The organism is Luteibacter sp. TLI7-4A (genome assembly GCF_056754745.1).
Genome location: NZ_JBPGWO010000001.1, coordinates 2,393,982 through 2,418,466 on the forward strand (window position 1 = coordinate 2,393,982; position 24,485 = coordinate 2,418,466).

General features: G+C 67.0%; 19 protein-coding genes. 11 read left to right on the plus strand and 8 right to left on the minus strand.

Annotation, left to right across the window (positions count from 1 at the left end):
* Positions 1–13: 13 nt before the first annotated feature.
* Both tsaB and creD read right to left on the minus strand, forming a co-directional pair.
* The gene (gene tsaB / locus ACR9Y6_RS10610; RefSeq protein ID WP_481281246.1) at positions 14–703 is read right to left on the minus strand and encodes a tRNA (adenosine(37)-N6)-threonylcarbamoyltransferase complex dimerization subunit type 1 TsaB; all 690 of its coding nucleotides are present in this window, start codon (positions 701–703) and stop codon (positions 14–16) included.
* Positions 700–2,037 carry a cell envelope integrity protein CreD gene (gene creD / locus ACR9Y6_RS10615; protein WP_481281247.1) on the minus strand — a complete coding sequence of 446 codons (1,338 nt, stop codon included), beginning with the start codon at positions 2,035–2,037 and terminating at the stop codon, positions 700–702. Before creD ends, tsaB begins: the two co-directional genes overlap by 4 nt.
* 206 nt (positions 2,038–2,243) lie before the next feature.
* Here creD and ACR9Y6_RS10620 point away from each other — a divergent pair, with 206 nt between their 5' ends.
* Entirely contained in the window at positions 2,244–2,636 is a 393-nt protein-coding gene (locus tag ACR9Y6_RS10620) for a cupin domain-containing protein (protein ID WP_481281248.1), read from the plus strand.
* Between the two features lie 98 nt (positions 2,637–2,734).
* On the opposite strand, the gene yoaA is transcribed toward ACR9Y6_RS10620, so the two are convergent.
* The gene (gene yoaA, locus ACR9Y6_RS10625; RefSeq protein WP_481281249.1) at positions 2,735–4,660 is read right to left on the minus strand and encodes a DNA repair helicase YoaA; all 1,926 of its coding nucleotides are present in this window, start codon (positions 4,658–4,660) and stop codon (positions 2,735–2,737) included.
* 53 nt (positions 4,661–4,713) lie between these two features.
* On the opposite strand from yoaA, the gene ACR9Y6_RS10630 reads away from it, so the two are divergent.
* Entirely contained in the window at positions 4,714–7,467 is a 2,754-nt protein-coding gene (locus tag ACR9Y6_RS10630) for a valine--tRNA ligase (protein ID WP_481281250.1), read from the plus strand.
* A 223-nt stretch (positions 7,468–7,690) separates the two neighbouring features.
* Here the strand turns inward: ACR9Y6_RS10630 and ACR9Y6_RS10635 are convergent, their stop codons facing one another.
* The gene (locus ACR9Y6_RS10635; protein ID WP_426286975.1) at positions 7,691–8,113 is read right to left on the minus strand and encodes a DNA polymerase III subunit chi; all 423 of its coding nucleotides are present in this window, start codon (positions 8,111–8,113) and stop codon (positions 7,691–7,693) included.
* A gap of 10 nt (positions 8,114–8,123) precedes the next feature.
* The gene (locus ACR9Y6_RS10640; RefSeq protein ID WP_481281251.1) at positions 8,124–9,614 is read right to left on the minus strand and encodes a leucyl aminopeptidase; all 1,491 of its coding nucleotides are present in this window, start codon (positions 9,612–9,614) and stop codon (positions 8,124–8,126) included.
* Positions 9,615–9,712: 98 nt separating this feature from the next.
* Between ACR9Y6_RS10640 and lptF the strand changes: the two genes are divergently transcribed.
* The gene (gene lptF, locus ACR9Y6_RS10645; RefSeq protein WP_481281252.1) at positions 9,713–10,816 is read left to right on the plus strand and encodes an LPS export ABC transporter permease LptF; all 1,104 of its coding nucleotides are present in this window, start codon (positions 9,713–9,715) and stop codon (positions 10,814–10,816) included.
* On the plus strand, positions 10,816–11,913 hold the full coding sequence (lptG, locus tag ACR9Y6_RS10650; protein ID WP_481281253.1) for an LPS export ABC transporter permease LptG: 1,098 nt from the start codon (positions 10,816–10,818) through the stop codon (positions 11,911–11,913). Before lptF ends, lptG begins: the two co-directional genes overlap by 1 nt.
* Positions 11,914–12,051: 138 nt before the next feature.
* On the opposite strand, the gene ACR9Y6_RS10655 is transcribed toward lptG, so the two are convergent.
* Complete coding sequence (locus ACR9Y6_RS10655; protein WP_481281254.1) at positions 12,052–15,558, minus strand: hybrid sensor histidine kinase/response regulator; 3,507 nt, start codon at positions 15,556–15,558, stop codon at positions 12,052–12,054.
* 113 nt (positions 15,559–15,671) lie between these two features.
* On the opposite strand from ACR9Y6_RS10655, the gene ACR9Y6_RS10660 reads away from it, so the two are divergent.
* The 5 genes from ACR9Y6_RS10660 to ACR9Y6_RS10680 all read left to right on the plus strand — a co-directional run bounded on the left by ACR9Y6_RS10660 (position 15,672) and on the right by ACR9Y6_RS10680 (position 20,328).
* Positions 15,672–17,126, plus strand: a complete 1,455-nt coding sequence (locus ACR9Y6_RS10660) for a GTPase (protein ID WP_481281255.1) — start codon at positions 15,672–15,674, stop codon at positions 17,124–17,126.
* Positions 17,127–17,228: 102 nt separating this feature from the next.
* Positions 17,229–17,852, plus strand: coding sequence for a YceI family protein (locus ACR9Y6_RS10665; protein WP_481281256.1), 624 nt, complete (start codon positions 17,229–17,231; stop codon positions 17,850–17,852).
* A complete protein-coding gene (locus ACR9Y6_RS10670) occupies positions 17,836–18,420 on the plus strand; it encodes a cytochrome b (RefSeq protein WP_481281257.1) in 585 nt (194 codons plus the stop codon). The genes ACR9Y6_RS10665 and ACR9Y6_RS10670 overlap by 17 nt, the downstream gene beginning before the upstream one ends.
* Positions 18,417–18,977 carry a YceI family protein gene (locus ACR9Y6_RS10675; protein ID WP_481281258.1) on the plus strand — a complete coding sequence of 187 codons (561 nt, stop codon included), beginning with the start codon at positions 18,417–18,419 and terminating at the stop codon, positions 18,975–18,977. The genes ACR9Y6_RS10670 and ACR9Y6_RS10675 overlap by 4 nt, the downstream gene beginning before the upstream one ends.
* 7 nt (positions 18,978–18,984) lie before the next feature.
* Positions 18,985–20,328, plus strand: coding sequence for a DUF697 domain-containing protein (locus tag ACR9Y6_RS10680; protein WP_481281259.1), 1,344 nt, complete (start codon positions 18,985–18,987; stop codon positions 20,326–20,328).
* Between the two features lie 72 nt (positions 20,329–20,400).
* Here ACR9Y6_RS10680 and ACR9Y6_RS10685 read toward each other — a convergent pair whose 3' ends face one another.
* On the minus strand, positions 20,401–20,625 hold the full coding sequence (locus tag ACR9Y6_RS10685; protein ID WP_481281260.1) for a glutaredoxin family protein: 225 nt from the start codon (positions 20,623–20,625) through the stop codon (positions 20,401–20,403).
* Between the two features lie 73 nt (positions 20,626–20,698).
* Here ACR9Y6_RS10685 and ACR9Y6_RS10690 point away from each other — a divergent pair, with 73 nt between their 5' ends.
* Complete coding sequence (locus tag ACR9Y6_RS10690; protein WP_481281261.1) at positions 20,699–22,081, plus strand: L-serine ammonia-lyase; 1,383 nt, start codon at positions 20,699–20,701, stop codon at positions 22,079–22,081.
* A gap of 122 nt (positions 22,082–22,203) precedes the next feature.
* Here ACR9Y6_RS10690 and ACR9Y6_RS10695 read toward each other — a convergent pair whose 3' ends face one another.
* Positions 22,204–22,584 (minus strand): hypothetical protein, encoded by a 381-nt coding sequence (locus ACR9Y6_RS10695; RefSeq protein WP_371022255.1) that lies wholly within the window; start codon positions 22,582–22,584, stop codon positions 22,204–22,206.
* Between the two features lie 160 nt (positions 22,585–22,744).
* Here ACR9Y6_RS10695 and ACR9Y6_RS10700 point away from each other — a divergent pair, with 160 nt between their 5' ends.
* On the plus strand, positions 22,745–24,415 hold the full coding sequence (locus ACR9Y6_RS10700; protein WP_481281262.1) for an APC family permease: 1,671 nt from the start codon (positions 22,745–22,747) through the stop codon (positions 24,413–24,415).
* Positions 24,416–24,485: the final 70 nt, after the last annotated feature.

Here is a 24,485-nt window from a genome sequence, read left to right on the forward strand (position 1 = left end):
GTCGTAGGCGCGCTCAGGCCCGGCCTTGTTCCACCAGCGTAAGCGCCACCTTGTCGCGCAGATACACCGGCAAAGCCAGCTCCGGCGCCACGGCTTCACCATCGCGGAAACGCCGCGCCGCCACTTGCGCGACGTGCCGTGCCTGTGGATAGCGCGCGCCATCGGCCGAGCGAATGGGTGCCAGGATGCGCTCGCGCAGGATCGCCTCGTAGGTGGCCCAGCCCGTGCCAACGACGTGCCATGCCGCCACGTCGGGCAACACCAGCGCGGAGGCCGTGTCGACGCGCTCGCGGTCGATCAGGACGATGCCGCCATCGTCCTCGCGCCGCCATGCGGCGACGTAGATCTCGCCCATGCGCGCATCGATGATCGAAAGGATCGCCGCATCGTCCTCGAGCGCTTCCAGCGCCAGCGCCTGCAACGACGACACGGTGACGACGGGAACATCGAGCGCCATCGCCATGCCCTGTGCCAACGACACGCCAAGGCGCACGCCGGTGAACGCACCGGGGCCGCGGCCCACGGCGATGCCATGGAGCGCCCCGCGTTTCAGGCCAGCCTCGGCGAGCAGGTCGTCGGCCATCGGCAGCACAAGCTCGGCGTGGCGGCGCGGGGCGATTTCGCTGCGTTCGATCACTTCGTCGCCATGGACGAGGGCGACCGAGCAGGCTTCCGTGGAGGTTTCGATGGCGAGGAAGTTCATGGCGTATCCAGCGAGGAAGTAAACGGTACACCCTGTGCGTACCAATCGATCCGGCGGGTCAGGTACATCAGCAGGGCGATCACCGCGACGAGCACGATCGAGCCGATCAGCAACGCGTACTGCTCCGCGCCGATCAGGCCATACAGTATCGCGTAAACGAAGGCGAGCACGCCGCCAAGGGCCAGGCCCGCCGCGCGGGCACGCAGGGCCGCCATCGCATAGCCACCCACGATCAGCACCACGGCGGCGGCCGCCACCAGATAGGCGGGGCCGAAGCCGATCTGCTCGGACAACGCCAGCAGAAGCACGTAGAAGCTGGTCATGGCCGCGCCCACGAGCAGGTATTGCACCGGATGCAGGCGCAGCCCCTTCAATATCTCGAAGAGGAAGAAGGCGACGAAGGTGAGCGCGATGAAGAGAAGGCCGTATTTGCCGGCACGATCGTTCTGCTGGTACACGCCGCCAGGCTGGTAGAGCTTCACGCCGGAGGCGGATGGTTCGAGACGGCCCGCCACGTTCGCATCGGAGGCGTCCCAATGCTGGCCATAGGCCCGGTTGAGATCGAGTACCCGCCACGTCGCGTCGAACCCTCGCGCGCCGACGCTACGCTGGCCGGGCAGCAAGGCGCCGGTGAAGCTGGGATCGGGCCACGGCGAACGGATGCGCAACGTGTTCGTACGCGCCAGGGGCAGTGCCGAGAACGACCCGGTACCGGCGATGCGCAGGGTCAGGGCGAAATCCAGTGGCGTGTCGCGAGCGGGGTCGACCGGCACCGGTGCGGAAAGCACGGTATAGGGCCCCATTCGCGCGGTGGAAGACGACAAGCGCGCGGTGTGTCCGTCGACCGTCAGCGCCGTGATGCCCTGCAAGCCGCGAGTGTCGGCGATCAGCAGGCGCATCTCGGCCTTGGCCGGGTACCACGCCGCTCCCGTATCGGTGGTGAAGCGGCGAAGGTCCTCGGGCAGGATGCGGCCGTGGATGGTCACCTCGCCCGTGTAGACCGGCACCTCGTACATGCCCACGCGCCGCCGGTCCACGGCAAGGTCCGCCACGGTGCTTTGTTCGTCGGCCAGCACGATTTCCGTGCCGTCACGCACGCTCACCACCTTGCCATCGCTACCCTGCGTCTCGTATCGCGTGGGCACGGCCAGGACGAGGCCGCCGATGGTCTGCGGTCCACCCCAACCCTCGGCGACACGCGTGAAAGCCGCATCGCGCATGGCCTGCCGTTCGCGCACGAGACCGTCGGCCTGGGACAGCGGTATGAGCATGACCAGCGCGAGCATGGCGATGCCCAGCACCTTGGCGGTGATCGATTGCATCCAGCGAAACATGGGCTTCTCCGTCGTCGGCGGTGGGACGATCATTGAACGGCGAAGGGCGCGGGGAAAGGTCGGTTTCTGTCCTGCACGGGGCGAACGAGGGCGAAATGCGGAGCATTGCCTGCCTGTGCCTGAATAAGTCATGCGAATGAGAGTGTTCTCAAGACAAGCGACCTCTCCCGCGTGCAGGATCGATTGATCACCCACGCAAGGACCGCATGATGCTTCCCGTCCAGCTAGCGATGCCCCTGGCCATCCTCGTAGGAGCCGCCATCGCCGCCACGACCGATCCCTCCCGAAACGAAACCCCGCCAGCCGCCACGCAGACATGGGCGGACGGACAACCGGAAATGCGCATGCTGCGCATCTCGATCGAGCCCGGCGCCTCCCTTCCCTGGCACCGGAACACCGTACCGGACGCGGGTTACCTGCTCGAAGGGGAACTGCACCTGGCGACACCGGAAGGAATGCCGCGCGTGATACGGCCGGGTGACTCGATCGGTCGCAGCGGCGATGTCATGCGGGGTGGAACGGCCGGGCCGCGGGGAGCGACCGTCGTGGTGTTCTATACGGATGCCGGTGGAGATCGGGCGGCCGCTTCGGGGGCTTGAAGAGCATCGCGGACAGGGTCCGCTCCCACCGAGCCGAGTCAAGCCAAACCGAGTGCCGGACACGCCACCACCCGGTGGGAGCGGACCCTGTCCGCGATTCAATCCGCCGCGGCGCCCGATGCGAAGAACCCCACCACATCCGCCAGTTCCCGCGTCCTCGGCATGGGCGGCAGGCTGGCCAGGAACAACCGTCCATAACCCTTCGTGCTCAAGCGCGGATCGCACAGCACCAGCACCCCCCGGTCGTGCACGTCGCGAATCAGGCGGCCGACCCCCTGCTTCAATGCGATCACCGCCGTGGGTACCTGCCACCCCATGAAGGGATTGATACCCGCTTCCTCCAATGCCTCCAGCCGCGCCTGCAGCACGGGATCGTCGGGCATCGCGAAGGGCAGCTTGTCGATCACCACCACGCTCAATGCCTCACCCGCCACATCGACGCCTTCCCAGAAACTCGCCGCGCCGAGCAATACGCCGCGTCCGCTCGCCCTGAATTCCTCCAGCAGGCGGTGCCGCGGCGCACTCCCCTGCACGAACAGTGGCCACGGCACGCGGCCTTCCAACAGCTCGGCCGCGCGCCGCAGCGCGCGATGCGAGGTGAACAACAGGAAGGCCCGCCCATCCGAGGCATCGAGGACGGGCCGGACGGCATCCACCACCCGGTCGGTGTAGTCGCGAGCGGCAGGATCGGGGAGATTCGCCGGCAAATACGCCAGTGCCTGGCGCCGATAGTCGAAGGGGCTTTCCACATGCAGCGTACGTGGATCTTCCAGCCCCAGCTGGCGGGCGAAATGGCCGAAGTCGCCCGCGATCGACAAGGTCGCCGAGGTATGGATCCACGCCGCATCCGTGGACATGCGCATCGCGCGCAACGGCGCGGCCAGGTCCAGCGGCGTGGCATGCAACGCGAATCCACGCGGCCATGTCTCGTACCAGCGCACGTCGCTGGCGGAGTGTTCTTCCGCGATGCGGTCGAGGCGCAAGCTCAGCATCTGCGCCCGTTCGTGGACGTTCGCCAGCCCGCGCGAGCGCTCGCCGAGTGCCGCGAGCAAGTCGGCCATGGCCGCCATCACATCGCGCAGTTCGAGCAGCGCCCCGTGCACCACGGGGTCACGATCCAGCGCCCCGAAGGGCCCTCTCGGCGGCAACGCATCCATCGCCAGGCGAAGGCGTTTCACGAGGTCCTGGATGGCCTCGACCGGTTCCAGCAACTGGCTGGTGGCTCCGGTGACACCGTGCGCCTCCGCCAGCGCGTCCTGGCCCAGATCGACGAGCTGCCGCGCACTGACGCTTTGCGAGAAGAACTGTCCGGCGAGTTCGGGAATCTGGTGCGCCTCATCGAGGATGAAGGCATCGGCACCCGGCAGGATCTCGCCGAAGCCTTCCTGCTTGAGGGCCAGGTCGGCCATCAGCAGATGGTGGTTCACCACCACCAGGTCGGCCTCCATGGCTTCGCGACGCGCCTTCACGACGTGGCAATCCTCGAAGAACGGACATTCCGATCCCAGGCAGTTCTCCGGCGTGGAGGTCACCCGGGGCCAGACCGCCGAATCCTCCGGGATATCGACCATTTCCATGCGGTCGCCACGACGCGTCCGCGCCGACCAGGCGCGGATCGCGGACAACTGGGAAACCAGCTGGCGGTCGGGATTTCCCTCGCGCACCGCCTGGTCCAGGCGGTAGAGGCACAAGTAGTTGGCCCGCCCCTTGAGCAGGCTCACCCTGGCCCGGCTGCCCAGCACCGCATGCACGCGGGGCAGGTCGCGGAAGAACAGCTGGTCCTGCAAGGCCTTGGTGCCGGTGGAAACGATGACCTTCCGCCCCGACATCAGGGCTGGCACCAGGTAGGCGAAGGTCTTGCCGGTGCCGGTGCCCGCCTCGGCGATCAGGACGTCGCGTTCGGCGATGGCCCCGGCAACCGCCGAGGCCATGCGCTGCTGGGCCTCGCGCGGTGCGAAACCCGGTACTTCACGGGCGAAAGGGCCCTCCGCGCCGAGGATCGCGGCCACTTCGAGTTCAGTCATCCGCCAAGTATCGCCTACAATGGCGGTCTTTTTCGTCGTCCGAGAGCCCACGCATGGACAAGAGTTTCGAGCCCAGCCAGATCGAATCGAAGTGGTACGCCCAGTGGGAGGCCAACGGCTATTTCAAGCCGTCCGGCAAGGGCACGCCCTACACGATCATGCTGCCGCCGCCCAATGTCACGGGCACGCTCCATATGGGCCACGCGTTCCAGCACACGATCATGGACACCCTGGTGCGCTACCACCGCATGCGCGGCTACGACACGCTGTGGCAGCTCGGTACCGACCACGCGGGCATCGCCACCGAGATGGTGGTGACCCGCCAGCTCAACGCGGAGGGCAAGCAGCGTTCGGATTTCGACCGCGAGTCGTTCATCGCCCGCGTCTGGGAATGGAAGGCCGAGTCCGGCGACACGATCGGCCGCCAGATGCGCCGCCTGGGCGTGTCGGGCGACTGGACGCGCGAGCGCTTCACCATGGACGAGGGCATGTCCGAGGCGGTGATCGAGACCTTCGTGCGGCTCTCCGAGGAAGGGCTGATCTACCGCGGCCAGAAGCTGGTCAACTGGGACCCTGTGCTGAAGACCGCGATCTCCGATCTCGAAGTGGTCAGCGAAGAGGAAGACGGTTCGCTGTGGTCGATCCGCTACCCGCTGGCCGACGGATCGGGCGAACTGGTCGTCGCCACCACGCGTCCGGAAACCATGCTCGGCGACGTCGCGGTGGCCGTGCATCCGGAAGACGAGCGCTATGCGCACCTGATCGGGCGCATGCTCACGCTGCCGCTGTCGAACCGGCAGATCCCGATCATCGCCGACGACTACGTCGAGAAGGACTTCGGCACCGGCTGCGTGAAGATCACGCCCGCCCACGACTTCAACGACTACGCCATCGGCCAGCGCCACAACCTGCCGATGATCAACATCCTCACGGACGATGCCAGGATCAACGACGCCGCGCCGGAAAAATACCGTGGCATGGATCGCTACGTCGCGCGCAAGGCCGTGCTCGCCGACCTGGAGGCCGAAGGTCTCCTGGTGGAGACGAAGAAGCACAAGCTGCAGGTGCCGCGTGGCGATCGCAGCGGCCAGGTGATCGAGCCGTACCTCACCTGGCAGTGGTTCGTGAAGATGGACACGCTCGCCGCGCGTGGCCTGGAACTGGTCGAACAGGGCCACGTGAAGTTCGTGCCCGAGAACTGGATCAGCACCTACCGCCACTGGCTGGCCAACATCCAGGACTGGTGCATCAGCCGCCAGCTGACCTGGGGTCATCGCATCCCCGCGTGGTACACCGACAATGGCGGCGTGATCGTCGCGCGGAACGAGGACGAGGCCGCCGCCAGGGCCGCCGCGCAGGGTTATACCGGTGCGTTGCGCCGCGACGACGACGTGCTCGAAACGTGGTTCTCGTCCGGCTTGTGGAGCCACTCCACGCTTGGCTGGCCGAACCCGCAACGCCAGGCCGAACTGGGCTTCGACCGCTACCTGCCGTCGAGCGTGCTGGTGACCGGCTTCGACATCATCTTCTTCTGGGTCGCGCGCATGATCATGCTCACCGACCACTTCACGGGCGAGGTCCCGTTCAAGGACGTCTATGTCACGGGCCTCATCCGCGACAAGGATGGCCAGAAGATGTCCAAGTCCAAGGGCAACGTGCTCGATCCGCTCGACCTCATCGACGGCATCACCCTGGACGAGCTGCTCACCAAGCGCACGCGCGGCCTGATGCAGCCGAAGATGGCCGAGAAGATCGAGAAGTCCACGCGCAAGGAGTTCGCCGATGGCATCCCCGCCTTCGGTGCCGATGCGCTGCGCTTCACCTTCGCCTCGCTCGCCACGCATGGACGCGACATCAAGTTCGACCTGGAGCGTTGCGGCGGCTACAAGGCCTTCGTCAACAAGCTGTGGAACGCCTCGCGCTTCGTGCTGATGAACCTCGGCGAAGAGGCGATCGCGCCGACGAAGCCAGCCACGGAAGCCGAACGGTGGATCCTCACCCGCCTTCGCGACACGCTGGCGACGGTGAAGGAACAACTCGCGCTCTACCGCTTCGACCTCGCCGCACAGGCGTTGTACGAGTTCACCTGGAACGAGTTCTGCGACTGGTTCCTGGAGCTGTCCAAGCCTGCGCTCGGCAGCGACGATGCCGTGGCCGTGGCTTCCACGCGATACACCCTGGTCCACGTGCTGGAGACGCTGCTGCGCGCGCTGCATCCGCTGATTCCCTTCGTCACCGAGGAAATCTGGCAGCACGTGCGCCCGCTGCTCGGCATCGAGGGCGAGACGATCATGCTGCGGCCTTATCCGGAAGCCTCGGATGTGGAAGGCGACGATACGGCCACCGCCGAGATCGAGTGGGTCAAGGGCGTGCTCACCGGCGTCCGCCGTATCCGTGCCGAGATGAACATCGCGCCCGGCAAGACCATCCCGCTGCTGCTTGCCGATGGCGATGCGACGGATCGCGAGCGCTCGGCGAAGTTCGCGGCGCAGATCGCCTTCCTGGGCCGGGTCGAGTCGCCGGCCTGGGTGGATGGCGAAGAACCCGCCGCGGCGGTCGCCGTGGTCGGCGGCATGCGTGCGCTGATCCCGCTGGAAGGACTGATCGACGTAGGCGCGGAGAAGACGCGCCTCGCCAAGGAGATCGCCCGTGTCGAGGGAGAGATCAGGAAATGCGAGGCCAAGCTCGGCAATGCCAACTTCGTCGCCAACGCCCCGGCGGAAGTCGTCGAGCAGGAGCGCCAGCGCATCGCCGACTGGACCAGGCAGGCCGATGCGATGCGTGAGCAGGCGCGGAAGCTGGGCTGAGGCACCGCTGCTCGCCGAAGAGCATCGCCGACAGGGTCGGCTCCCACCGGGCTAAGGCGGCTCGGTGGAAGCCCGGCGCATCGGTGGGAACCCGGCGGTCTGGTGGAAGCCCGGCGCTTCGGTGGGAGCCGACCTTGTCGGCGATCCCGCGGCAGCGGGCCAGGTCGCGGCAACGGGGTGAGAGCCGACTTGTCGGCGATGCGGCGACACGCGAGCCATCGGCTCACATGTCGTGCTTGTTCACCTCGAAACCCGCCTTCTTGTATTCCGTCCAGCGCACCCGCGATCCCTCGCGTTCCGCCGGATCGGCAGCGACCACTTCCAGCACCCTGTCGAAGCGGCCCTGCGCGCAGGTATCGCGCAGGTTGATCACCATCGGCCGGTCGGCGGTTTCCACGCCCGGCGGCACGATCAGCACCGCGGTGTTCGCGTCGTCATCGTCGCCCGCGAGCTGGTGCGGAATGAAGCTGTCCTCGTCGAACGACCACAGGTATTCGTCGACCGCCTCGGCCTGCTCGAAATCGCGGGTGAGGATCAGGGTCGGCTGCTGGGCCGCGAACGCGCGCTTGGCGAGTTCGCAGACCAGGAGCAGCGGGTCCTCGCGGAACCGAGGCTTGTCGATCAGGTAGAAATCGGCACGCGGCATCGGAGCGGAATCAGCCGGCGGCGACGCGGTCTAGCAACCATTGGGTCAGGAGCGGCACGGGGCGGCCCGTGGCCATGCCCTTGCGGCCTTCGTCCCACGCGGTGCCGGCGATGTCCAGGTGCGCCCAGCGGCGGCCCTCGGTGAAACGGGCGAGGAAACAACCGGCCGTGATCGCACCGGCGTACTTGCCGCCGATATTGGCCACGTCGGCGAAACCGGATTCGAGCTGGCTCTGGTAGTCGTCCCACAGCGGCAGGCGCCATGCGCGATCGAGCGTGGCCTCGCCCGCGGCGAGCAGTTCGGCGGAGAGCGTCTCGTCCTTGGTCATCAGGCCGCTGGCGTGCTTGCCCAGGGCGACGACGCAGGCGCCGGTCAGGGTGGCGGCGTCGATGATGGTGTGGGGATCGAAGCGCTTGCCCGTGTAGGTGAGCGCGTCGCAGAGGATCAGCCGGCCCTCGGCGTCGGTGTTCAGCACCTCGATGGTGATCCCCGAGAGACTGGTGAGGACGTCGCCCGGACGATACGCGGCGCCGTCCGGCATGTTTTCCACCGCCGGGACCACGCAGACCAGGTTCACCGGCAGCTTGAGCTTCACCGCGGCGACGAAGGCGCCGAGCACGCCGGCCGCGCCGCACATGTCGAACTTCATCTCTTCCATGCCCGGGCCCGGCTTGAGGCTGACGCCGCCGGTGTCGAAGGTGATGCCCTTGCCGACGAAGGCGTAGGGTTTCTCGCCTTCCTTGCCCCCGGTCCACTGCAGGATGACCAGCCGCGGCGCATTCGCCGAGCCGCGCGCCACGGCGAGCAGCGAGCCGAAGCCCTCGCGCTCCATGTCGGCGCGGTCGAGCGCTTCGAAGGTGACGCCCTCGTGGGCGTCGGCGAAGGCACGCGCCTGATCGGCGATGTAGTCGGGGTTGCAGATGTTCGGCGGAAGGTTGCCCAGCTCGCGGGCGTAACGCACGCCCTCGGCGATGGCGCGGGCCTCGGCGAGACCGGCCTCGCCTTCGGCGGGACCGACCAGGGTGACCGAGGCCAGTTCCGGCGGCGCCTTGTCGCGCGGCTTCAGCGTGGCGGTATAGCGATAAGCGGCATGGTCGGTGACCAGGGCGGCGACGCGCAGGCGCCAGGCGGCGTCGCGGCCGGGCACGTCGATCTCGGGCAGCCAGCTGACGGCTTCCGTGACGGGCAAGCGGCCGATCGCCCGGGCGGCTTCCTGGGTGACCCGCTGGTAGCGGGCGGCGTCGAAGGACTTCTGCGCACCCAGGCCCAGGATGAGCACGCGGGCGGCGGCCACGCCCGCCGGCTGCAGCAGGGTGACGACGTTGCCGACCTTGCCCGTGACGTCCCCGGCCTCGACCAGGCGCTTGATCGCCCCGTTCGCGGCGGTGTCGATCCGCGCCGCGGCGCTGGTCAGGACACCGTTCTCGTAGACGCCGACCACCGCCACCGGGGTGGCGGTGGATTCGGGAGCGTTGGAACCGAGGCTGAACTGAACCGTCATAGCTTACTGTCCTGCGAAAGCCCGCCGGGGGTCCGGACAGGCTAGACTTATGGTTTGCCGGCCGGGACTGACGCGGCACGAACCGCCAATTCTATCAAATGCTCAGCATCCTCGACCGTTATTTCCTGCGCGAACTTGCCTACGGGGTGCTCGCGACGGCCATCGTGCTACTGGTGATCTTCGCCGGCGGCGCGTTCGCGACCGTGTTGCAGAAAGTAGCCAACGGCAGCATCCAGCCCAGCGTGATGTTCGAGGTGCTGGGCCTGCAGATGGTCGACCTGCTTTCCACCCTGCTGCCCATGTCGGCCTTCCTCGGCACCCTGATCGCCCTGGGCCGCATGTACCGAGAGAGCGAGATGCACGTGCTGGCCTCCTCGGGCATGGGCCCGCGCGGCATGCTCCGCCCCGTCACCCTGCTGGCCGTGCTGTCCACCATCGTGGTCGGCCTGGTGTCGCTCTGGCTCGGCCCCCTTTCGGCGCGCACGGCCGACCAGGTGATCGCCGCGGCGAACAAATCCGTGATCGCCGCCGGCCTCGACGCCGGCCGCTTCACCGAACTGCCCGGCAAGGGCGGCATCATCTTCGTCGACACGCTGAGCCGCGACGGCACCGTGCTGGGCAAGACCTTCCTGGCCACCGACCGCACGGACAGCGAAGGCCGTCCACAGGTCCGCGTGATCAGCGCCAAGAGTGGCCGCATGTATCAGGAAAGCGACGGCCAGAACCGCTTCCTCGCCCTGTACGACGGCTGGCAGTTCGAGATTCCCCTTGCCGGCGATAACTGGCGGCGGATGAAATACGAGCGCAACGATGCATCGCTCTCCTCCATCTCGGACGATGACGACGACACCGATCCGGCCCACGAATCGGCGACCACCGACCTGTTCAAGGACATCACGCCGGAGAACCTGGGCGAACTCGTTTCCCGCTTCGCCGCTCCCGTCAGCACGCTGGTGCTGATGATGATGGTGTTGCCGATGTCGCGCCAGGCACCGCGCGACGCCCGCTACGGACGCCTGCTGATCGCCGTGCTGGCGTATTTCCTCTACGTGGTCTGGCAGTTGATCGCCCGCGCGCAGATCATCAAGGGACACCTGCATACCTCGGCTCCCATCTGGGTGCTGCACGCCATCGTGTTCGGCGTGGCGGCCTGGTATTTCTGGCGACAGAACAGCGCCCGGCGCGTGAAGGGAGCCCACTGATGGCCACGCTGACGATCAAGCGCGCCGACCGGCTGATCGGCGCCAGCGTCCTCGGTACCCTCCTCCTCGTCTGGCTGGTGCTGACCGGCTTCGACGCGCTCACCCAGTTCGTCCGCCAGTTGGGCAATATCGGCAAGAACGGCTTCACGCTGTACGACGCCATCGCGTACATCATGCTCACGGTGCCGCGGCGCCTGTACCAGATGTTCAGCAACGCCGCGTTGATCGGCGGCCTTCTCGGCCTGGGTGGCCTCGCCGCCACGGGAGAACTGACCGCATTGCGCGCCGCGGGCATGTCGAAGCTGCGCATCGCCGCCTCGGCGGCGGGCGTGATCGCCGTGCTCACCGTCGGGGTCGTCATCATGGGCGAGACCGCCGGACCCTATGGCGACCAGCATGCCCAGGCGATCCAGGTACGCATGCGTTCGAGCAACCTCGGCTCCACCAGCAGCGGCCTATGGGCACGCGATGGCGGCAAGATCATCAACGCCAAGTCGGCCATCGCCACGCAGGACGGCGACCGCACCACGGTGAAGCTGGTCGATGTCCGCGTCTACACCTTCACGCCGGACGGCCAGGTGAGTGTGTTCTCGCACGGCGACAGCGCCATCCACGATGGCAACCGCTGGGTGATGACCAATGTGCGCACCACCACGCTCGACGCCCAGGGCACGCATTCCTCGCACGAAGACACGCAAACCTGGGCTTCACGCCTGAATCCGCACGTGCTCGAACAATCGGTGATCCACCCCGAATACCTCTCGATGGCCGACCTGCGCCGCAACATGCGCTATCTCGAAGCCAACGGGCAGAATCCCGGCGCCTACGCCGTGGCCTTCTGGGGGCGTGCATTGTTCGCGGTGAACACGCTCGTGCTGGTCCTGTGCGCCATGCCGTTCGCGTTCGGCTCGCTCCGTTCGGGCGGCCTGGGCAAGCGTCTCTTCATCGGCATCATCCTCGCGATCGGCTGGTACTTCCTGCAAGGCGCCATGGTCAACTTCGGCACCGTGTACGGCATGCCGCCGCTGCTGGCGAACCTGCTGCCGACGACACTACTGGTCGTGGGCGCTCTCGCCTATTTCCGGCGATTCGGCTAGCGCGGGTTTTCCAGCGGAACCGATCTGGTGGGAGCCGATCCTGTCGGCGATCCCGCGGCAGCGGGTCGGGTTCAAGCAAGCACCCATCGCCGACAGGGTCGGCTCCCACCAGAGTGCTCCCACCCGAGGAAGAAACCATCACTGCATCGCGGCGGCCGATGCGTGACAGACGCTGTCCAGCACCGCTTCCAGGTCGTCGCCCGTCATGGGTTTGCGCAACAAGGCATCCATGCCCGCCTCGCGGATCGCCGCCAGTTCATCACCGGCGGAGCGCGCCGTGACGGCGATGATCGGCAAACCATCCAGGTGTTCCATGCGGCGGACGAGGCGCGCCACCTGGAAACCGTCGACCACCGGCAAGTCCAGGTCGAGCAGCATCGCGTCGAAGCTGCCGCGCGACAATTCCGTCATGGCGGCGAGTCCGTCGGCGACCGCCGTGACCACATGCCCACGCCGGCCCAGCAAGCCAGCGATCACCTCGCTGACGAGGGCATCGTCCTCGACCAGGAGCAGCCGTTTCCCGGTGAGGGCGAACGATGGAACGGAGCTGCCGGCGTGGCCCTCGCACGTACAGGCCTCGAACGGCAGTTGCACGACGAAGGAACTTCCCCGCCCTGGCTCACTGCTCACACGGATGCTACCGCCCATCAGGATGCAGAGCTCGTGGCAGATCGCAAGGCCCAGCCCGCATCCCTGGGCACGCTGCGGTGACCCTCCCTGCTCGAACCGGGAAAACACACGTGAGCACAATGCCGCGGACATGCCCGGGCCGCTGTCGCTCACCGTCATGACCAGGGTTCCGCCATCGCGCCCCATGTGCAAGGACACCCCACCGCGCTCGGTGAATTTCACCGCGTTGTTCACGAGATTCTGAAGAATCTGACGAAGACGGATCGCATCGCCGCGGATGGCCTCGGGTACGCCGGCATCGATCGTCGATGAAAGCACCAGGCCCTTCTCCCCCGCGCCGCCGGTGGCCAATGCGACCACTTCCTCGCCGATGGCGCGTAGCGAGACACATTCCGACTCGAGAACCAAGCGGCGCGACTCGATGCGGGTGATGTCCAGCGCATCGTTGACCAGCCGCAACAAGGTAGCCCCCGAGCGGCGAACCGCCTCGACATAGCTTCGCTGGGTATCGTCGAGCGGGGTTCTCGCCATCAGTTCCGCCATGCCGAGCACGCCGGTCATCGGCGTACGGATCTCATGGCCGAGCGTCGCCATGAAATCGGTCTTTGCCGCGTTCGCCTCTTCAGCAAGACGTTTCTGTTGTTCGGCAAGCTTGAGCCGCATGGCCTGGCGCACGCGCCGGCGCGTACTGACGACGATGGCGAGGATGACACCACCCAGGGTGACCACGTAGGCGAGCCATGCCCACCAGCGAAACCACGGCGGCGCATCGACCATGATCATCAGTGGCTCGGGAAGCGATCCATTCACTTCGTCGCGCCCCGAGCCGGAGATCACCAGCCGATAGGTGCCCGCACGGAGCGGGCCGAAGTTACGCTCGCCATCCTTTCCCGTGCGCAACACCGTCGTACCGCCATCGTGCTGGAGGGTGAAAACCAGGTGGTTACGATCCGGATTGACGTAGGAAAGGGCACGCGCCCGTACGATCAGTTCGCGATCGTTCCAGGCAAGGCGCAATGATCCGTTTTCGACCGGCACGACCTGGCGAACGCCGCCGCGCGACACCGTGGCGCCGAGCACCGCGATGGCGGGCGCCCGTATGTGGTCGCGCTGACGATCGGGCCTGAACCCCACGAGGCCCCCGAGGGTGGCACCGTACATCGTGCCGTCATCGAGCAGCACGGTTGTCGCGTTGGTGAACTCGCCGCTGGCCAATCCGTCGGCGAGGCCGAACGGACGAAAATTGCCGCTGCCCGGATCGAAGCGCCACACCCCGGTGTGACCGTACAGCCAGATGCGGCCAACGACGTCGCGGCGCACGTTGAGGATATCCGACGAGGGGAATCCATCCACGCCACCGGCATGGCGATCGCGCTGCGCTCGCCGGCCATCCCAGCGGTAGTGTTCCAGGGCATCCGGGCGTACGACCCAGAAGCCGTCCTCCTCGGGCTCGAAGGCATTGACCCGGCCGGGCGCGACACCTTCGATGAAACGCATGTCGCCCGAACCGCGGTCGAGTCGCGCGAGACCGGCCAGGCTGGCTTGCCAGAGTTCGCCGGCGACGATCTCGATCTGGCGCGTATCCGCCGCGCCGCGCCGCAACTCGGCGAAGGGAATCGCGGTGGCCTGGGTGAGCTTGGCGTCGAGCGCGAAGAGGCCCTGGCCCAACGAAGCGACATAGACGGTTCCGTCGTTTCCCGCGACTATCGTGGTCACGGGCCGGTCGATGCTTGCCCGCAACAGTGGCCACGCGCGTCCACGCCGCGCGAGCGACAGGCCGTCCACCGTGCCGATCAACAGGCCACGCGATACTTCGAGCAACGATTGCACGCGTACGGACCCGATATCGAATCCTTCATCGGTGCGCCCCGTGGCGGGATTGAAACGTCGTATCCATCCGCGCAGGCCACCGACCCACAGTTGCGTGCTTCCGTGAGCGGCCACGGCCGTGACCGAACGGCCGGGAAAACTGAAGCGATCGGTAGCGACATGGGCGAAGCGGGTGAAGTCTTCCCAGGCCGGACCGAGGTAAGCCAGCCCGCCATCGCTCAAGGCGAACCACAGGCCATGTTCCCGATCCTCCAACATGCCGCGCACGCTACGTCCGGGTAGTCCTCCGGATGCGGTCCAGGAGCCCGGTACGGCGTGCAGGCGTCCGTAGCGATCGAGCATCGACAAGCCATCCACGCCCGCGAGCCATAAGCTGCCGTGGCTGTCGACAAGGGAGGCATAGGCGGTCGACACGGGGAGGCGGCGGTCGCGGCGCAACTGACCGTCGTGGGACAGGCGGTAAAGGCCTCGTTCGGTCGCGAAGCGTAACTCCGCCGCGTGGCCGTCGATCCGCAGTACGCGTGGATGGCTTCCATCTTCGAAGGGCACGCGGTCGATCCGGCCGGACGCATCGACGACATCCACGCCGCCGTCCGAACCGATCCATACACGACCGTCGTCGGACGCGTGGACGGCACGAATCGATGCCGACGATGGCCCATCGGCGCCCGCATGACGATGTTCGAAGGCGCTGCCGTCGGCCTGCATATGGGCGAGACCGCCACCGGTTCCGATCCAGATCGAACCGTCGCGCGCCTGCGCGATGGCGCGAACGTCGTTGTCGGCCAGGCTATCGTGCCATTGCACGAAACCGCCGCTTGCGGGGTCGTAGCGTCCGAGTCCGATTTCGGGTCCGCCGATCCAAAGGCGATCGGCGGAATCCACCAGCAGGGCCACCACGCCACCGGTGGGTAACGGGTGGGTGAAGTCCGGGCCGATGCCAGGGGTGGTGAATTCGACGCCATCGAAACGGGACAGGCCGACCGACGTGCCTACCCAGATGAAGCCCCGGGCGTCCTGGGCTACGGCCTGGACCTTGCTGCTGGGCAGGCCTTCATGCAATCCGTAGCTGCGGAACTGCGGCGTGGGGACCGGCGGCATGGTGGCCGCTTGGGTGGCGAGGGGGGCCGCGATCACGAAGATCGTGGCCACGAGGATCCATCTCGTGATGAGCGTGTGATGCATACGCAGGTTCCCGGTACGAGCCCGATGATGCCATGGCAGCGACGGGGGCAAAATGGGCGGACTCTGGCTGAGGGTGTAGGTGCGTGCCTACCCGCTACCCGTAGAATGAGGGAATGTCCGGCCGACTCCGCCTCCTTGTCGCAACCATCGGTTTCGCCGCCGTTGTCTGGCTGCTGCTGGCGGCACTCGACCGCGCAGTCGCGCTCGCCCAGCGTTTCATGGGATTGCCCGAGGGTCTGCGCTGGGTGGTCGGCGGTCTTCTGGTCGCCCTGGCGGTCCTCGGCGCGGGCCTCGCCACATGGTGGCTGCGCCCTCGCAAGCCACGCGCCCCCGTCGTCGCACCGGACCGTGCGTCCCTCGAGGCGCGTATCGCCAGGTTGCGGGAAACCGACGCCGGCGTTGAGGAACTTCGTAGTGAACTGGACGAACTCGACCGTCGCCGCGAGAGCGCGCACGTCTATGTCGCGGTGTTCGGCGAGATATCCACAGGCAAATCGACGCTGATCGCGGCGCTAGTACCGGGCGCCTCGCCATCCAGCGACGTGCTCGGGGGAACCACGAGGGAAATCGCGCATTACGAGGGCGACACCCCGGCGGGCGAACGCTGGACGATCGCCGATGTGCCCGGCTCCGCCGAGGCGGATGGTGAATCGCGCGAACGGCTTGCCCGGCACGAAGCGTTGCGTGCGCACGCCGTGATCTACGTCTGCGCAGGCGATCTTACCCGCACCCAGGCGGATGAATTGCGCTGGCTGGGCGACTTCGGCAAGCCATTGCTGCTCGCGGTGAACAAGGCCGACCAGTGGGGACCGGCCGAGCGCGAGCGCATCCTGGCCCGCGTTCGCGAACAGGCCGCCGGGATACCGGATGCCGTGGTCGCGATCAGCGCCGGTGGAGAGGAACGCTTCACGCGGCGCCTGCCCGGTGGAGATACCGAAGACGTCACCCGGAGGCGCGCCGCCGACGTGCAGCCGCTGCTCGATGCGCTGCGCCGACTCCTGGCGCCGGGCGCGGCGGCGCTGGAGGCGCTGCGCGAAAACGCGGTACTCGCCGGCCTGCACGAACGCACGGCGGAACAAGAGGCCGCGTACCGCGCCGTGGAGTCGGAGCGCATCGTCCACCGCTACGCGCGACGCGCCGTCGTCGGCGCGATGGCCGCGGTCGCGCCGGGAAGCGATCTGGTCATCCAGGGCATCCTCGCCACGGGCATGGTTCGCGCCCTCGCCGACCTCCACGGCGTCCGGGTGACCGATGTCGAGATCGACAATCTCCTGCGCCAGGTTCGCATGACCTTGCGCACCGGAACCTCGGTGGTGCTCGCCGTGGCGGGTAACGCGATGAAGGCCTTCCCGGGCCTGGGCACGCTTGGCGGCGGTGTCTTGCACGCTTTTGCCTACGCGCTCATTTTCGACAGCTTCGGGCGTGGCCTGGCGGCGACGCTGGCGGACCGGCGCACGCTGGACCAGGCCGATGCGAGCGAGCGGATGCGCGAACTGCTCGCCGACGCCGGGACGTCCCGCCTGCGCCGCCTCGCCGAATTGACCGGCGAAGTCTTGCGGGATCGCTGAGTGAACGATCCGTTCGCGGCAACCGGGCTGACAAGGCCGTGCGGCTCGGCCACACTCTTTCCATCGGCCGCCTGGCGGCCCCCAGGCAGCAGGCTACCCCGCATGCGTCTCGTCCGTTCCATCCTGCCTTTCGCGCTGGCCGCCGCGCCGCTAGTGGCCCACGCGGAAGCCGTCACGTATCGCATGGACCCCGTGCACAGCCAGGTCGTCTTCAATGTCGACCACAATGGGTTTTCACGATCGTTCGGCCGGTTGCGCATCACGAGCGGCACGATCGTCTTCGATCGCGACGACTGGTCGAAGTCGTCGGTCGACGCGACCATCGACCTGACTTCCGTGGACATGGGCGACAGCGAATGGGACAAGGCGGTACGCGGGTCCAGCCTGCTCGATAGCGACCGTGCCGCCACAGCACGCTACGTCAGCGAATCCGTGGAGAAACGAAACGATGACGAGGGCGTCGTGCATGGCAAGCTCACCCTGCGCGGCACGACGTTGCCGCTGGACATTCCGTTCCGCGTGAACCGCATCGGCAAGACGATCTACGGGCTGCACACCGTGGCCGGCTTCTCGGCCCAGGTCATCCTCGACCGCACCACCTACGGCATGACCTCCAACCGCAACTCGATCGGTACCGCCGTGTCGGTATGGCTGGAGATCGAAGGCATCCGCGGCGGTGAATCCGCCGACCAAAGCAAGGAGACGAACCATGCCGCTGCGCGGTGATCAGACCCGCTGGAGTCCCGTCGCCAAGACCTTCCACTGGACGATGGCCTTGTTGATCCTGGGCAACGGCGCGTTCGCCTTCTGGATGGATGGCCTCAAGCCATCGCTGAACAAGATCAACATGTTCGCGCTGCACAAATCGATCGGCCTGACCGTCCTGGCGCTGTTCCTGCTGCGCGTGCTCTGGCGCACGATCGATCGCCGCCCGTCCGATGAACCCGCGCCTGGCTGGCAGAAGGCCGCCGCGCACGTCGTGCATGGGTTGCTCTACCTGTTGATCGTCGCGATCCCGCTCACGGGCTGGGCGTACAATTCGGCGCACGGCTATCCCCTGCAGTATTTCAAGCAGTTCAACCTCCCGGCCCTGCTGGAGAAGAACGAAACACTTTCCAATCTCCTCGGTACGGTTCACGAATACCTGTTCTGGTTCCTGCTTCTCGTGCTCGTCGCCCACGTGGGTGGCGCGCTGAAGCACCACATCATCGATCGCGACGACACCCTCCGCCGCATGCTGCCGTTCGGCCGCGTGAAGCGAACCACCCCCACTTCTCCCGGAGATACGCCATGAATCCGACGATCCGCCGCCTGTCCGTGCTCGGTCTCGCAATGGCCTTGCCTTTCGCCGCTTCCGCCGCCGACTACAAGGTCGGTCCCGGCAGCACGCTCGGCTTCAGCGGCAAGTTCCAGGGCCAGCAGTTCGATGGCGCCTTCGGCAAGTTCGACGCCGCGATCAGCTACGATCCGGCCAACCTCGCCATCGCGAAGTTCGACGTGACGGTGGACGTCGCCACGGCGAAGACCGGCGACAACGACCGTGACGGCGCCCTGCCGGGCAGCGACTTCTTCGACGCCTCGAAGTTTCCGAAGGCGCACTACGTCACCACCGGCTTCAGCAAGGACGCCAAGGGCGATGTCATCGCCAACGGCAACCTCACCCTGCACGGCGTGACCAGGCCGGTGGCGCTCAAGGTGCTCTTCTCGCCGAATGCCGGCGGTGCGCGGCTTTCGGTTACGGGCACGCTGAAACGCCTCGACTTCGGCGTCGGCAGCGGCGACTACAAGGACACCTCGACGATCGCCAACGAGGTGCTGGTCAACGGCACGTTGAACCTGCAACCGAAGTAAGCGGCGCATGACGGCCTGGCGCGAACGCCTGCGCGGCATCGCCGGCTACTTCCGCCGCGGCGGGAATGCCCTGCCCGCCACCGACGAACGTGGCGGCGCGGTCGCGGCAAGCCTTCGCGGCCTGCTCGAGGACCCCTCGATACCGTCCAATGTCCGCGAGGCGATGGCCGCCGACTTCCAGCGCGTCGAGCGCATGCTCGACCGCCTGGAGAACGAGGAACTGCACGTGGCCGTGTTCGGCCGCGTTTCCGCCGGCAAGTCCGCACTGGGCAACGCCCTGCTCGGCCGCGAGGCGTTCGAAGTGGGCGTGCTCCACGGCACCACCACCGAAGCCGACGCGGCGCGCCTCGACGAGGCGACCAGTGCCGGCCTCGTCCTGATCGACACGCCCGGTATCAATGAACTGGGCGGGGAAGCACGCGAGAAACTCGCCTTCGAGGTCGCCGAGGTGAGCGACCTGATCGTCTTCGTCGCCGACGGCGACCTCACCCGCGAGGAACGCGACGCGTTGCGGACATTGGCTTCCACCCGCCGTCCGCTGCTGCTGGCCCTCAACAAGACCGACCGTTATAACGACGATGAACGCGAGGGACTGCTGGAACGGCTACGCCAGCATGCGGCCGGCCTGGTCCGGCGCGAGGACGTCATCGCGGTGGCGGCGCGACCGTCCCCGCGCGATGTCGTGGAAGTCGATGCGGCGGGCAAGGAACATCGCGTCGGCGTGCCCCGGGGAGCCGATGTGGCCGCATTGAAAGCGCGCCTGCTTGCCATCGCCGAACGCGAAGGCAAGGCGCTCTCCGCGATCAACGCCGGATTGTTCGCTGGCCGGCTCACCGACCAGGTGAGCGAACGCATCGCAGCGACCCGGCGCGACGTGGCCTCCGGCGTCATCCGCCAGTACTGCATCGCCAAGGCCGTCGCCGTGGCATTGAATCCCGTGCCGGTGGCCGACCTGCTGCTCGCCGGCGGGCTGGACGCGGCCATGGTCGTGCAACTTGGCCGAGTCTACGGCCTGCCCCTGACGCGGAGCGAATCGGGCCGGCTGGTCGCCGTGATCACCACGCAGCTCGCCGCATTGATGGGCGCGGTCTGGGGCGTGCAACTGGTGGCCTCGGCACTGAAAGGATTGAGCGGCGGCTTGTCCGTCGTCGTCACCGCGGCGGCCCAGGGCGCCCTGGGCTGGTATGCGACGGTACTGATCGGCCGTGCCGCCGAGCATTACCTCGTGACCGGGAAATCCTGGGGCGAACACGGCGCCAAGCGCGCCGTGGCGGACATCGTCGCCAGCCTTGACCGGGATTCGATCCTGCGCGAAGCGCGCGAGGAAATCCTGCGGCGGCTGCGCAAGTAGGCATGGTGGGAGCCGACCTTGTCGGCGATGGGTGCTTGCCCTGCCCCCATGGAACCCGACCCGGTCGCCGATTCAGGCCGCGAACCGCCGCGCCGCCTCCACATCGAAGGGCCACTCCAGCTCCACCCCGTCGCCCCGCCGCAGCACCGGCACCCGCGCGCCGTAACGCGCCTCCAGCCCGTCGTCATCGTCGATCCATACGGAAACGAAATCCGGAAACCGGGCCTCCGCCAGTACCGCCAGAGCCTGGTCGCAGAGATGGCAATCGTCGCGCTGGAACAGGGTGAAATGGGACATGCGCCGGTGTATGGGGTCGTCGGGCCTCGCAGCGTAGAATAGCGGGCTCCCCATAGCCAATCCTCCCGCAGCCATGGCAGTCAGCGTCTTCGACCTCTTCAAGATCGGTATCGGCCCGTCTTCGTCCCATACCGTGGGGCCGATGCGTGCCGGGGCGCGTTTCGTCGAGCACTGGCTGGAGGAAAAAGGCGTGCTGGATCGCGTGGCCCGCGTCCGCTGCGAGCTGTTCGGCTCCCTGGCGATGACCGGCCGTGGCCACGGCACCGACAAGGCCGTCCTGCTGGGTCTGGAGGGCGAGTGGCCCGACCGGGTCGATCCGGACACGATCCCGGCGACACTCGAGCGCATCCGCGGTGACAAGCGCATCCGCATCCTCGGCCGCCACGAGATCGCCTTCGACGAGAAAGCCGACCTCGTCTTCAACAAGCGGCAGAAGCTCCCGTTCCACACCAACGGCATGCGGTTCTCGGCCTACGACGCCGAGGGCAACGAGCTGGCCACGCGCGACTACTACTCCGTCGGCGGCGGTTTCGTGGTGAATCCGGACGAAGCGGCGGAAGATCGCATCGTGGCGGACACCAGCGAGCAGCCGTTCCCGTTCGCGTCCGGCGACCAGTTGCTGGCGCTGTGCAAGGAACACGGCCTCACGATCGCGCAACTGATGATGCGCAACGAAAGCATCTGGCGTCCCGAGGCGGAAACCCGTGCCGGCCTGCTCAGGATATGGAAAGCGATGCAGGACTGCGTGGAGCGTGGCCTTCGCTCCCCTGGCGTCTTGCCGGGTGGGCTCAAGGTCAACCGCCGTGCCCCGACGATGGCCGCCGAGTTGCGCTCGCAGCCGGAAGCCGCGCTGCGCGATCCGCTCACCATCCTCGACTGGGTCAACCTCTATGCGCTGGCGGTGAATGAAGAAAACGCCGCCGGCGGCAGCGTGGTCACCGCGCCGACCAATGGCGCCGCGGGCATCGTCCCCGCCGTGCTGCACTATTACCGGCGTTTCTGTCCGGGCGCCAACGAGGACGGCGTGGTCGAGTTCCTGCTCACCGCGGGCGCCATCGGCATCCTCTACAAGGAAAATGCCTCGATTTCCGGCGCCGAAGTGGGCTGCCAGGGCGAGGTGGGCGTCGCTTGCTCGATGGCCGCGGGCGGTCTCACGGCGGCATTGGGCGGCACCGTGACCCAGGTGGAGAACGCCGCCGAGATCGGCATGGAACACAACCTCGGCCTCACCTGCGACCCCATCGGCGGCCTGGTGCAGATCCCCTGCATCGAGCGCAACGCGATGGGCGCGGTCAAGGCGATCAACGCCAGCCGCATGGCGTTGAAGGCCGACGGCAAGCACCATGTGTCGCTCGACAAGGTGATCGCCACCATGCGCGACACCGGTCGCGACATGAAGGACAAGTACAAGGAAACCTCGCGTGGCGGCCTGGCGGTGAACGTCATCGAGTGCTGACCGCGCAATCGCGGACAGGGTCCGCCCCCACCGGGTTAGCCGTTACCTGGTGGGAAGCCGGCTAGCCGGCGGTGCTCTTCTGCCTTGGTGGGAGCGGACCCTGTCCGCGATTGCGATGAACCTCAGCGCGACGGGCACAGCCTCGGCAGCCTGTCGACCGTCTCGACCCGTACAGGCTGGTCTTCCCCCCACCAGTTGGCCACCGCCGTATAGCAGATGCGCAGCTTCCCCCGGCGGGTATCGAAGCGCTGCTTGCTCGTGTACGCGAAGCACGAGACCGATGCCAGGTGGCCGAGTTCACGCATCGCGATGGCGCAGCGCCGCACGGCTTCCACGGGGTCTTCGCCGGGGTACAGGGTGAAGTAAAAACCCTTGGCGGTACGGTCGTAGGACTCCGAATCGATCAGCCGGCCCTTGTCGCTCCATTGCTCGGCGGCTGCGGCAACGCCGCATGCCGTCATGGCAACGAACAACATGGTGCTGGCGACCGCCTTCGAACGCATCCGAACCCCTTGATCCCTACCGCGTCGGCCAGTGTATATCGACGCGGTGCCGGTTGGGGTACGGCCATCACTGGCTGACAGGGAGGTCCCGGGCTGTCATCATCCGGCCCTTGTGCCGCCCTGGGCCGGGGTCCACCCGTCCCGTCCGACCGGAGTCACCATGTCTCATAGCGCTATTCGCCGCGACGTCGGCGCCTTTGCCCTCATGCTTACCGGCCTGGGCTCGATCATCGGCTCAGGCTGGTTGTTCGGTGCCTGGCACGCCGCCCAGCTGGCTGGCCCCGGTGCCGTCTACGCCTGGATCATCGGCGCCGTCATCATCCTCTTCATCGCGATCACCTACGCTGAACTGGGAGCGATGTTCCCGGAATCCGGCGGCATGGTCCGTTACGGCCATTACTCACACGGATCGCTGGTCGGCTTCATCGCTGGCTGGGCGAACTGGATCGCCATCGTCTCGGTGATCCCCGTGGAAGCCGAGGCCTCGGTGCAGTACATGGCCTCGTGGCCGTGGGAATGGGCCGCGTGGACCAAGGACCTGTACGTGGTCACCAACGGCCATGGCGAGCTCACGCCACCCGGCCTCGCCATCGCCGTCCTGCTGGTGCTGGTCTACTTCTTCCTCAATTTCTGGAGCGTGAAGCTGTTCGCCAAGAGCAACACGGCGATCACCGTCTTCAAGCTCGTCGTCCCGGCGGCCACCGGCGTCGCGCTGATCGCGACAAGCTACAACCCCGGCAACTTCCACATCGGTGCCCACGGCGGCACCCACGCGATCGACATCTCGTCGATCCTCACCGCCGTCGCCATCTCGGGCATCGTCTTCAGCTTCAACGGCTTCCAGAGTCCGGTGAACCTCGCCGGGGAAGCGCGCAATCCGGGCCGCAACGTGCCGCTCGCCGTGATCGGTTCGATCCTGCTGGCCACGGTGGTGTACGTGTTGCTGCAGGTGGCCTTCATCGGCGCCGTTCCGCCCGACCAGCTCGGCAACGGCTGGGCCGGCCTCGAATACGCATCGCCGTTCGCGCAGCTCGCCACCGCGCTGATGATCAACTGGATGGCCATCCTGCTTTACGCCGACGCCTTCGTCAGCCCGAGCGGTACCGGCGCCACCTACACCGCCACCACGGCACGCATGATCTACGCGATGGAGCGTAACGGCCAGTTGCCGAAGATCTTCGGTCACATCCATCCGCGCTTCGGCATCCCCCGCCCGGCGATGTGGCTGAACCTCGTGGTGAGCTTCATCTTCCTGTTCTTCTTCCGCGGCTGGGGCACGCTGGCGGCGGTGATCTCGGTGTCGACGATCATCTCGTACCTCACCGGCCCGGTGAGCGTGATGACCCTGCGTCGCACCGCCCCGGAACTGAAACGCCCGCTGCGCATCCCCGGCCTGTCGGTACTTGCCCCGCTGGCCTTCATCTTCGCCACCGAACTGCTCTACTGGGCGAAGTGGCCGCTCACGGGCGAGATCATCCTGCTGATGGTCGTCGCCCTGCCGATCTACTTCTATTACACCGCCAAGAGCGGATGGGAAGACTTCCGCCGGCACCTTCAGGGCGCGTGGTGGCTGATCGTCTACCTGCCGGTGATCGCGCTGGTTTCCTATGCGGGCAGCAAGACCTTCGGCGGACACGACTACATTCCCTATGGCTACGACCTCGCCGTGGTCGCCGTGCTCGGCGCGATCTTCTACTTCTGGGGCATCGCCACGGGCTGGCGCACGCCGATGGTGGAAGCCGCGCGCTTCCACCACGACGAGCTGGAGCCGGGTGAACCGGACCTTCCGCCAAGCGCGGACGAGGCCGAGAAGATCACCGGCCACCGGTAACAAAAAAACCGCCCTTCGGGGCGGTTTTTTTGTTGGGTCGGCTCCCACCAGGTTTCGCTTGCCGGGCGGG